Here is a 9582-nt window from a genome sequence, read left to right on the forward strand (position 1 = left end):
GCCCCCGCCCCGACCGGCCCCCGCCTCGGCCTGATCATCGGCATCGTCGCGGCGGTCGCGATCGTGGCGGCGGTGGCCTGGCTGGCGCTCAAGTAACGGACGACGGGCGGGCCTTGACCGTGCGGGGCCTCGGCTGCGCCGGTACGGGGCGCGTCCGCCCGTACCCACACCCGTCCCGCCCCCGGTCAATCCGGCGGCGTCACCCGCACCGACACGTCCCGTGTCTCCACATGCATGCCCAGGGGGACCCGCCAGGCGTCCACGCACACCGTCCAGCTGCCGCTCACGCGGGCGCCGGGGGCGATCGGCGTGGGGATGTCCTGCGTGGACTCGATCGTCGCCCAGTCGATGCCCAGGGCGCCGATGATGTGCGTCCCCAGGGTCACCGAGCCCGAACGGACCGTCGTACCGCCCGAGTTGTGGAAGGTGAGCGTCACCCGCTCGCACCACCGGCGGTCCGCGGCGGCGCGTTCGGGTTCGCCCACGTCCAGGACGGCCGGGCCGGCGGGTGGTGGCGCGGGCGAAACCGGCGCCGTGGACGGTGACTTGGAGGGACCGGCGGATGCCGGGGGCGAGCCGGGGCCCGTGGGCGCTCGTGACGACGAAGGGCGCGCGTCCGGGGCCGGAGGCGGAATCGGCGGGGTGCCGCTCGCCGACGGTGTCGGAGCGGCCTCGCCCGAGGGGGACGGTCCGGACTCCTCGCCGTCCAGCGGTATCAGCCGCACCCCGGCCGTGGGCGGTGGCGCGGCGCCCGAGGGGCCCGGTGCCGCGCCTGTCGCCACGTAACCGCCGTCCTGGCCGTCGCCTTCCACGGCCAGGAGTCCGAGACCTCCCGCACACATGACGACGGCCGCCGACGCGCCCAGTACGGCGCCCCGGCGGCCCTGTGTCCACATCGGCCGGCGCATCGCGCCAGTGTGGCTGACGGTTCGTCAGGAAGGAACCCCGCTGACAGGGCCTGGCGGCCCGCCTCGGTGGCTCAGTCGGAGATCAGACCCTCGCGGAGCTGGGACAGCGTGCGCGTGAGGAGGCGGGAGACGTGCATCTGGGAGATGCCGACCTCCTCGCCGATCTGCGACTGCGTCATGTTGGCGAAGAAGCGGAGCATGATGATCCGTCGCTCGCGCGGCGGCAGCTTGGCCAGCAGGGGCTTCAGCGACTCGCGGTACTCCACGCCCTCCAGCGCCGTGTCCTCGTAGCCGAGGCGGTCGGCGAGTGAGCCCTCGCCGCCGTCGTCCTCGGGGGCCGGGGAGTCGAGGGAGGAGGCCGTGTACGCGTTGCCGACGGCCAGGCCGTCGACCACGTCCTCCTCGGACACACCCAGCACGACGGCCAGTTCGGCCACCGTCGGCGAGCGGTCCAGCTTCTGGGCGAGTTCGTCGCTGGCCTTGGTGAGGGCCAGCCGCAGCTCCTGGAGGCGGCGCGGGACGCGCACCGACCACGAGGTGTCGCGGAAGAAGCGCTTGATCTCGCCCACGACCGTCGGCATCGCGAAGGTCGGGAACTCGACGCCCCGTTCGCAGTCGAAGCGGTCGATCGCCTTGATCAGGCCGATGGTGCCGACCTGGACGATGTCCTCCATCGGCTCGTTGCGCGAGCGGAAGCGTGCTGCCGCGTACCGCACGAGCGGGAGGTTCAGCTCGATGAGCGTGTCCCGGACGTACGCGCGCTCGGGGCTCTCCTCGTCGAGCGCGGCCAGCCGCAGGAACAGGGAGCGGGACAGGGTGCGGGTGTCGATGGCCCCCGTGGCCGGAAGGGCCGGGACGGGAGCGGCCTCGAGGGCCGTGACGGCGACGAGCACGTCGGGCTCGACGGTCGTGACGGGCTCGGTGGGCGCGGACTCGCTCTTTGTGAGCATGAGCACCTTCGAGCTGCCCTGGTCTGCGGACATGCCACCCCCTTTGGGTCGCGGGACGGTCGTGACGAACGCTCCGGATCGAGGAACGCCAGCCTTCACCTGAATACCGGAGCCGAAGCCCTGGCAAACGCGCTTCCGGCAGAATGTCACATGTCGGCAACACGCTGTAGTGACATGTCGACATGTGAGTCACGAATCGGCCCTGGAAAGAGGGGGTGTGACGGTGTTTCAGCGCAGTTCCGCCCGGAAGTACGCCATTGAGTGATTCGCCCGCCACGGTGATGGATCGCTCCCGCGTTCGGTTACGCGTCTTCACTCCGAAGGGGGTACCCCGAAACGCTACCCCCCGAGGGCCGCGCGAGCCCGCCTCCCCCTGCCGGGGTCCCTCAGGCGTCGATGCGGTTGGCCGACCGCAGCCGCTGGAAGCTGCGCGCCAGGAGGCGTGAGACGTGCATCTGGGAGACCCCGAGTTCCGCGCTGATCTGGGACTGGGTCAGGTTGCTGTAGTAGCGCAGCAGCAGGATCCGCTGCTCGCGTTCGGGGAGCTGGACCAGGAGGTGGCGGACCAGGTCGCGGTGTTCCACCCCGTCCAGCGCCGGGTCCTCGTAGCCGAGCCGGTCCAGCAGTCCGGGCAGCCCGTCGCCCTCCTGCGCGGCCTCCAGGGAGGTCGCGTGGTAGGAGCGGCCGGCCTCGATGCAGGACAGCACCTCCTGCTCGGGGATGCGCAGCCGTTCGGCGATCTCGGCGGTGGTCGGCGTACGGCCGAAGGCGGTGGTCAGGTCCTCGGTCGCGCTGTTGACCTGCACCCACAGCTCGTGCAGCCGGCGCGGTACGTGGACCGTGCGCACGTTGTCGCGGAAGTACCGCTTGATCTCGCCCACGACCGTCGGCATGGCGAAGGTCGGGAACTGCACGCCCCGGTCGGGGTCGAAGCGGTCGATGGCGTTGATCAGGCCGATGGTGCCGACCTGGACGACGTCCTCCATCGGCTCGTTGCGGGAGCGGAAGCGTCCGGCGGCATAGCGGACGAGCGGGAGGTTGGCCTCGATGAGCGCCCCGCGCACGCGGTCGTGCTCCGGCGTACCGGGCTGGAGGTTCTTCAACTCGGAGAAGAGCACCTGGGTCAGTGCCCGGGTGTCCGCGCCGCGGCGCCGCTCGGGCGTCATCGGGGCGGGTGCCTCTTCCTGAGGCGGCGCAGTACTGGCCGACACGGTCAACGCCACCTCTTCGTCAGGTCAACTTCGGTCAACTCATCCATCAAAAGCGGTCATAGCATCACAAGACATGTGCACTGTGTGCAAGCACCCCATAACACCGTGTTGAGCGAGAAGTTGGCCGCAGGACGCGCGAAAGCCCCCCGCCGTTCCGGCGGAGGGCTCAGTGGAGGGCGCCTCAGAACGCGTAGTCGGCGACCACCCAGGTGGCGAACTCGCGCCAGAGGGCGACGCCGGCCTGGTGCGCCGGGTGCTCGAGGTACCGCTTCAGGGCGTCCGCGTCCTCGACCGCCGAGTTGATCGCGAAGTCGTAGGCGATGGGCCGGTCGCTGATGTTCCAGCCCAGCTCCCAGGAGCGCAGTTCCTCGATCTGCCCGCCCAGGGCGCGGAAGGCCGCTTCGCCCTCCACCACCCGGGGGTCGTCACGGGTGACGCCCTCGTTGAGCTTGAAGAGGACCAGATGGCGGATCAAGAGCACTCCCAGTGGCTACTGCCGCGCAGCCGCTTCTTCCTCGCTCCGTCGGCTACTTCGCTCCGTCGGCGAGCCAGGTGAAGAAGTCGCCGATGGCGCTGGCGGCGTCCGATATGCCCTCGAAGCCTATCTGGACGTAGTCCGCCGCCTTCTCCGGGTCCGTGATGATCACGTAGAGCACGAAGACCACGAGTGCGTAGACGGCGATCTTCTTTGCGTTCACCGCCACCGCGGCCTCCCTCTGAGTACTGCCCCTAGGGCCCCCTGTTTGCCGGGCGCGAGTGTAACCCGCACATCATTTCTTCCGACCAACGCCACGACGGACGGGGCGTTTTCGGGGGGTACGCGGCATCGGCCGTACGCAAGACACCCCCTGACCCGTGGTGCCACGGTTCAGGGGGTGTCATCAGCGGTAGCGGAGGGATTTGAACCCTCGGTGACTTGCGCCACACTCGCTTTCGAGGCGAGCTCCTTCGGCCGCTCGGACACGCTACCGAGAGAGACCTTACAACAAGGTGAGCCCCGCTTTGAAATCGGATTCCCCGGGAGGATTCGCGAGGCGATCAGCGGGAGCGGAAGAACTCGGTGAGCAGCGCGGCGCAGTCCTCGGCGAGGACCCCCTCGACGACCTCGGGGCGGTGGTTGAGCCGCCGGTCGCGGACGACGTCCCAGAGGGAGCCGGCCGCGCCCGCCTTGTCGTCGCGGGCGCCGTAGACGACGCGGTCCACGCGGGACTGCACGAGCGCGCCCGCGCACATCGTGCACGGTTCCAGCGTCACGACGAGCGTGCAGCCGGTCAGCCGCCACTCCCCGGTCCGCGCGGCGGCCTGCCGCAGGGCGAGGATCTCCGCGTGGGCCGTGGGGTCGCCGCCCGCCTCGCGTTCGTTGTGGCCGGTCGCGAGGACGGTGGTGCCGTCGGCGCCCAGGACGACGGCACCGACGGGGACGTCGCCGCCGAGGGCGGCCAGCGCGGCCTCGTCCAGGGCGAGCCGCATCGCGGCCCGCCATGGGTCACGTACGGGGTCGGCGGACCGGCCCCCCTCGGTCGGTGCGGTCAGCGGACGGTCTCCAGGACTTCCGAGGCCCCGAGGGACTCGGCGATCTCGGTGAGCGCGTCCGAGGACAGCGACTTCAGTTCCTTCTCGCCGACGCCGAGGTCGTCGAGGATGCCGGCGTCGCCGACGGGGCCGTGCGGTACCGCCTCGGCCGGACCGGCGCTCGCCACGCCGTCCCCGTCGTCCTCGTCGATGTCGTCGCTCTCGTCGTCACCGTCCTCGGTGCCGTCGAGGTCGAGGGCGTCCAGGTCGTCGGCGTCACCCGGATCTCGGCCGAGCAGTTCGTCGGTGAGCAGGATCTCGCCGTAGAAACTGCGGGCGGCTGCGCTCGCGTCGGAGACGAAGATGCGCGGGTCCTCCTCGCCGTCGATGCGGACGACTCCGAACCAGGAGTCCTCCTGCTCGATCAGCACCAGGACGGTGTCCTCGTCGGGAGAGGCTTCCCGGGCCAGGTCGGCCAGATCCGACAGGGTTTCCACATCGTCGAGCTCTGTGTCGCTCGCTTCCCACCCGTCTTCGGTGCGCGCGAGCAGTGCGGCGAAGTACACCGTGACTCTCCCACTGGTCATAGGCGTGCCGGTTGGGGGTCCCCCCGGCGGAGGTTGTGGGTGGAGAGAGCTCAGGCTCCGAGCCCCACCCACTCGGCATCGTGGCAGAAACAAGACGTCCAGGGGACGTCTTCGGCTCCCTGTGTCCGGACGTTTTGGCCGCGGGTCCAAGGGGACGCCGCGAGCAACTCGACCAGCGCACTCGTTGCCACCACCGCGGATCGTACGCGGCTTTGGCGTACGGCCACGCACGCCCACCCCGTGACGCGCGTGAGGTCGGCGATCTTCCCAACGGGCGCCGGGCGAGGGTCTTTCGTTCGGATCAGACCCCGCGAGCCCGGCATGATCCAAACGCGAGGGCCTAGGGGCTACCAGCGGAAGGTGCGCATGCGCATCGCGTGTCGCAGCCGGGCGGTCTTGGCGCGGCGCGGCTGGACGCGGTCGCGCAGTTCGCGGGCTTCGGCCAGGTCGCGCAGGAACTGGGCGCGTCGCCGGCGGCGCTCGCCCTCGGTCTCCGCAGGCCTCTCCGCGGGTCCCTCCGAAGGTCCCTCCGCAGGCTCCTCCGGTCGCGGCGCCGCACGCTCTGGCAGGTCCGCCATTGGTCCACCACCCTGGTCCGTGTCCCACCACCTTCCCTGCGAAGGGCGGTTTGATGCCGAAGGAACCCGCAAGCCAGGGGGAGGGGCTCACTGTTTGTGGGGACGCCGGGCGGGTCGGGCCCGGTTACTGTTGTGGACATGCGTCTCCACGTCGTCGACCACCCCCTGGTCGCCCACAAGCTCACCACGCTGCGCGACCGCCGCACGGACTCCGCGACCTTCCGTCGCCTCGCCGACGAGCTGGTCACCCTGCTCGCCTACGAGGCGACGCGGGACGTGCGGACCGAGCAGGTCGACATCGTGACGCCGGTCGCCGGCACCACCGGCGTCAAGCTCGCCCGCCCGCGTCCGCTGGTGGTGCCGATCCTGCGGGCCGGTCTCGGCATGCTGGACGGCATGGTCCGGCTGCTGCCGACCGCCGAGGTCGGCTTCATGGGCATGATCCGCGACGAGACGACCCTCCAGGCCTCCACGTACGCCACGCGCATGCCCGAGGACCTGTCAGGCCGTCAGGTGTACGTCCTGGACCCGATGCTGGCCACCGGCGGCACGCTGGTCGCCGCGATCCGCGAGCTGATCCGGCGGGGCGCCGACGACGTCACCGCGGTGGTGCTGCTGGCCGCGCCCGAGGGCGTGGAGATCATGGAGCGCGACCTGGCGGGTTACCCGGTCACGGTCGTCACGGCGGCCGTCGACGACCATCTCAACGAGCACGGTTACATCGTCCCGGGCCTGGGCGACGCGGGCGACCGCCTGTACGGCGCGGCCGAGTAGTACCCCGCCGTGCCTCCCGGGCCTTCCCGGGGTACGGCGGTCAGCAGTTCTTCTTCGTGGTCGCCGCCGGCTGCGGTGCGGCCAGGGCCGTCAGTGCCCTGGCCGACTCCGGCGGGCTGGTCAGCGTCTTGAAGCCGTTGCCGATGATCAGGTCGATCGTGGCGCCCTTGTGGGCGGCGTCGGTGCGGCGCTCGGCGGTGGTGAGCTGGGTGGCCAGGACCGGCAGCGAGGTGTTGAGGGACGACGCGGGACCGAGCAGAACCCCGGTGCCGGTGACCTTCTTGTCGTACTGCGGGCCGGCGTTGCCGACCTCGCCGATGCGAAAGCCGCGCTTCTTGAGTTCGTCGGCGGTGGTCTTGGCGAGTCCGCTGCGGGTGGTGGCGTTGAAGACGTTCACGGTGATCTGCGCGGGCTTGGGCAGCACGGCGGGGGACGGCGCGGTGGCCGCGGGGTTCGCCTTGGTCAGGCAGCCGGCCTTGGTGCCGGCCGCCGACGCGGTGCCCCCGCCGCCGGTGAAGACGTCGATGAGCTGAAGGGTTCCCCAGCCGGCCACACCGAGCACCGCTCCGCAGCCGACGACTACGCCGACCAGCCTGCCGCGTCGCCGGGGCGGGCGCATCCGGGGGTACTTGTCCCCCCTGATCCGGTATTGGCCGCCCATGCCGGGGGGAGTCAGCATGCTCATGAGCGCAGCGTAGTGCGCCTTGGCGGCCATGCCTACTAGATGATCATTCGACAGCGCGCAGAGCACCCGAAAGGGCCAACCGGCAGGAGGCCGGGAGGTGACGGGTGGGTGGCTCGGGGTGGGCTCAGTCCAGTTCGAGCACGCGCGCGTGGAGCACCTGGCGCTGCTGGAGCGCGGCCCGGACCGCGCGGTGGAGGCCGTCCTCCAGGTACAGGTCGCCCTGCCACTTCACGACATGCGCGAAGAGGTCGCCGTAGAACGTCGAGTCCTCCGCGAGCAGGGTTTCCAGGTCGAGCTGCTGCTTGGTGGTCACCAGCTGATCGAGGCGGACCGGGCGCGGCGCGACGTCCGCCCACTGCCGGGTGCTTTCCCGGCCGTGGTCGGGGTACGGCCGGCCGTTTCCGATGCGCTTGAAGATCACACGGAAAGCCTACCGGTCCAGACGTTCCGGGCGCAGCCATGGTGGCGGAGTGCGAGGCTGGAAAAGACGTGACGAACAGGTTCATACCGGAACTAGGGGCTGTCGATGAGTCTGCCGCCGAGCGCCGCCGGGATCGCCGCCGGGTACGCCTTCACCGGCCCCGCCCTCGATCTCGGCGCCCTGCTGTGGAACGGGAGCTGTCTGCCCGAGGCACAGGTCCGCATCCCGCTGCCCATGCTCAACCGGCACGGTCTGGTCGCGGGCGCCACCGGCACCGGCAAGACCAAGACGCTCCAGCTCATCGCCGAGCAGCTCTCCGCGCAGGGAGTGCCGGTCCTCCTCGCCGACATCAAGGGGGACCTGTCCGGGATCTCCGTGCCGGGTACCTCGAACGCCAAGGTCGCCTCCCGCTCCGCCGAGGTCGGACAGGAATGGGCCGGCAGCGGCTTCCCGGCCGAGTTCTACGCCCTCGGCGGCCTGGGCCACGGGATCCCGCTGCGGGCCACGATCACCAGCTTCGGCCCGCTGCTGCTGTCCAAGGTGCTCCGGCTCAACCAGACCCAGGAACAGTCCCTCGGCCTGGTCTTCCACTACGCCGACCGCAAGGGCCTGGAGCTGGTCGACCTGAAGGACCTGCGCTCGGTCGTCGCCTTCCTGACCTCCGACGAGGGCAGGAGCGAGCTGAAGGACATCGGCGGCCTGTCGACGGCCACGGCCGGTGTGATCCTGCGGTCCCTCACCGCCTTCGAGGCGCAGGGCATGTCCGACTTCTTCGGGGAGCCGGAGTTCGACACGGCCGGATTCCTGCGTACGGCGGACGACGGCCGCGGGATCGTCTCCGTCCTGGAACTGCCCGCCGTGCAGGACAAGCCGCAGCTGTTCTCCACCTTCCTGATGTGGCTCCTGGCCGACCTCTTCCACGACCTCCCCGAGGTCGGCGACGCGGACAGGCCCAAGCTCGTGTTCTTCTTCGACGAGGCGCATCTGCTCTTCGACGACGCCTCCGAGGCCTTCCTCGACGCCATCACCCGGACCGTGCGCCTCATCCGCTCCAAAGGGGTCGGTGTGTTCTTCGTCACCCAGACCCCGAAGGATGTGCCCGGCGATGTCCTCGCCCAGCTGGGCAACCGCGTCCAGCACGCCCTGCGGGCCTTCACCCCGGACGACCAGAAATCCCTCAAAGCCACGGTGAGGACCTTCCCCGACTCCGCCTACGACCTGGAGGAACTCCTCACCGGCCTGGGCACCGGCGAGGCCGTCGTCACCGTCCTTGACGAGAACGGCGCCCCCACGCCGGTCGCCGCGACCCGGTTGCGCGCCCCCGAGTCCCTGATGGGCCCGGTCGACGGGGCGGCCCTGGACCGGGCGGTGAAGGAGTCCGCGCTGTACGGGCGCTACGCACAGGCTGTGGACAGGGAGTCGGCGTACGAGAAGCTCGCGGCGCGGGCCGCCGAGGACGTCGTACCGGCGGAGCGGCCCGCGGGCCGGGAGGAGACCGGGGAGCCGCGGAGGGGTGAGGGCGGGGAGGACCGTTCCGTCGTCGAGCAGGTCGTCGGCAGCCAGATGTTCAGGTCGCTGGCCCGGTCCGTCGGCACGCAGATCGGGCGGGAGATCACGCGCTCGCTGTTCGGCACCGCACGGCGGAGGCGGTAGGCCGCCTCCGCCTGCACCTCAGCGGCCCCGGCGGTTCTCGGGTACCGGCCGCGCCTGCTGCCGGTCGGTGATCTCGGTCCGCGGTTTCGTCGGCGTGCTGCGGGCGGCCTCCGCGCGCAGCAGGGCGCGCAGGATCGCGTACGGGTCTGTCGGCATGGGTGGGGTCCTTGTGTCTCTCGAAGCGTCGAACTGACGGGTCCTGTTCTTGGGGCGGAGCAGGACCGTCAGCAGCGCAGGACCACCGTGCGCCGGGTGTCCAGGAGGGCCGGCGGGCGCGGCGGCCGGGGCGGCGGGGGAAGCGCC

Annotated in this window: 13 protein-coding genes and 1 tRNA gene; 2 read left to right on the forward strand and 12 right to left on the reverse strand. The window is 70.9% G+C overall.

Annotated features, from left to right (window positions below; all coding sequences use genetic code 11):
* Nucleotides 1-185: 185 nt before the first annotated feature.
* The 9 genes from P1P75_RS36095 to P1P75_RS36135 all read right to left on the reverse strand — a co-directional run bounded on the left by P1P75_RS36095 (nt 186) and on the right by P1P75_RS36135 (nt 5746).
* Nucleotides 186-908: a hypothetical protein gene (locus tag P1P75_RS36095; protein WP_319263450.1), complete on the reverse strand. Its 723-nt coding sequence runs from the start codon at nt 906-908 to the stop codon at nt 186-188.
* A gap of 71 nt (nt 909-979) precedes the next feature.
* Entirely contained in the window at nt 980-1891 is a 912-nt protein-coding gene (locus P1P75_RS36100) for an RNA polymerase sigma factor SigF (protein WP_319263452.1), read from the reverse strand.
* A gap of 353 nt (nt 1892-2244) precedes the next feature.
* Nucleotides 2245-3075 (reverse strand): RNA polymerase sigma factor SigF, encoded by an 831-nt coding sequence (locus P1P75_RS36105; RefSeq protein ID WP_319263454.1) that lies wholly within the window; start codon nt 3073-3075, stop codon nt 2245-2247.
* A gap of 175 nt (nt 3076-3250) precedes the next feature.
* Nucleotides 3251-3544 (reverse strand): Dabb family protein, encoded by a 294-nt coding sequence (locus P1P75_RS36110; RefSeq protein ID WP_319263456.1) that lies wholly within the window; start codon nt 3542-3544, stop codon nt 3251-3253.
* A 52-nt stretch (nt 3545-3596) separates the two neighbouring features.
* Complete coding sequence (locus P1P75_RS36115) at nt 3597-3773, reverse strand: hypothetical protein (RefSeq protein ID WP_319263458.1); 177 nt, start codon at nt 3771-3773, stop codon at nt 3597-3599.
* Between the two features lie 181 nt (nt 3774-3954).
* A tRNA-Ser gene (locus P1P75_RS36120) sits at nt 3955-4039 on the reverse strand.
* 68 nt (nt 4040-4107) lie between these two features.
* Entirely contained in the window at nt 4108-4539 is a 432-nt protein-coding gene (tadA, locus tag P1P75_RS36125) for a tRNA adenosine(34) deaminase TadA (RefSeq protein ID WP_319263460.1), read from the reverse strand.
* A 59-nt stretch (nt 4540-4598) separates the two neighbouring features.
* Nucleotides 4599-5147, reverse strand: a complete 549-nt coding sequence (locus P1P75_RS36130) for a hypothetical protein (RefSeq protein ID WP_319263466.1) — start codon at nt 5145-5147, stop codon at nt 4599-4601.
* A gap of 368 nt (nt 5148-5515) precedes the next feature.
* Nucleotides 5516-5746, reverse strand: coding sequence for a hypothetical protein (locus P1P75_RS36135; RefSeq protein WP_319263461.1), 231 nt, complete (start codon nt 5744-5746; stop codon nt 5516-5518).
* Between the two features lie 138 nt (nt 5747-5884).
* On the opposite strand from P1P75_RS36135, the gene upp reads away from it, so the two are divergent.
* Nucleotides 5885-6520, forward strand: coding sequence for a uracil phosphoribosyltransferase (upp, locus tag P1P75_RS36140; protein WP_319263463.1), 636 nt, complete (start codon nt 5885-5887; stop codon nt 6518-6520).
* Nucleotides 6521-6560: 40 nt separating this feature from the next.
* On the opposite strand, the gene P1P75_RS36145 is transcribed toward upp, so the two are convergent.
* Nucleotides 6561-7181 (reverse strand): LytR C-terminal domain-containing protein, encoded by a 621-nt coding sequence (locus P1P75_RS36145; protein ID WP_319263468.1) that lies wholly within the window; start codon nt 7179-7181, stop codon nt 6561-6563.
* 148 nt (nt 7182-7329) lie between these two features.
* Nucleotides 7330-7626: a type II toxin-antitoxin system VapB family antitoxin gene (locus P1P75_RS36150; protein WP_004943146.1), complete on the reverse strand. Its 297-nt coding sequence runs from the start codon at nt 7624-7626 to the stop codon at nt 7330-7332.
* 105 nt (nt 7627-7731) lie between these two features.
* Between P1P75_RS36150 and P1P75_RS36155 the strand changes: the two genes are divergently transcribed.
* Nucleotides 7732-9279 carry a helicase HerA-like domain-containing protein gene (locus P1P75_RS36155; protein ID WP_319263464.1) on the forward strand — a complete coding sequence of 516 codons (1548 nt, stop codon included), beginning with the start codon at nt 7732-7734 and terminating at the stop codon, nt 9277-9279.
* 18 nt (nt 9280-9297) lie between these two features.
* Here the strand turns inward: P1P75_RS36155 and P1P75_RS36160 are convergent, their stop codons facing one another.
* Nucleotides 9298-9435 carry a hypothetical protein gene (locus tag P1P75_RS36160; protein WP_167534906.1) on the reverse strand — a complete coding sequence of 46 codons (138 nt, stop codon included), beginning with the start codon at nt 9433-9435 and terminating at the stop codon, nt 9298-9300.
* Nucleotides 9436-9582: the final 147 nt, after the last annotated feature.

This window comes from Streptomyces sp. ID05-39B (assembly GCF_033794725.1).
GTDB lineage: Bacteria > Actinomycetota > Actinomycetes > Streptomycetales > Streptomycetaceae > Streptomyces > Streptomyces bobili.

Coding starts and splice junctions, on each gene's coding strand:
- upp (WP_319263463.1), top strand. CDS start 5,885: ATGCGTCTCCACGTCGTCGACCACCCCCTGGTCGCCCACAAGCTCACC.
- P1P75_RS36095 (WP_319263450.1), bottom strand. CDS start 908: ATGCGCCGGCCGATGTGGACACAGGGCCGCCGGGGCGCCGTACTGGGC.
- P1P75_RS36145 (WP_319263468.1), bottom strand. CDS start 7,181: ATGGGCGGCCAATACCGGATCAGGGGGGACAAGTACCCCCGGATGCGC.
- P1P75_RS36100 (WP_319263452.1), bottom strand. CDS start 1,891: ATGTCCGCAGACCAGGGCAGCTCGAAGGTGCTCATGCTCACAAAGAGC.
- P1P75_RS36155 (WP_319263464.1), top strand. CDS start 7,732: ATGAGTCTGCCGCCGAGCGCCGCCGGGATCGCCGCCGGGTACGCCTTC.
- P1P75_RS36160 (WP_167534906.1), bottom strand. CDS start 9,435: ATGCCGACAGACCCGTACGCGATCCTGCGCGCCCTGCTGCGCGCGGAG.
- P1P75_RS36135 (WP_319263461.1), bottom strand. CDS start 5,746: ATGGCGGACCTGCCAGAGCGTGCGGCGCCGCGACCGGAGGAGCCTGCG.
- tadA (WP_319263460.1), bottom strand. CDS start 4,539: ATGCGGCTCGCCCTGGACGAGGCCGCGCTGGCCGCCCTCGGCGGCGAC.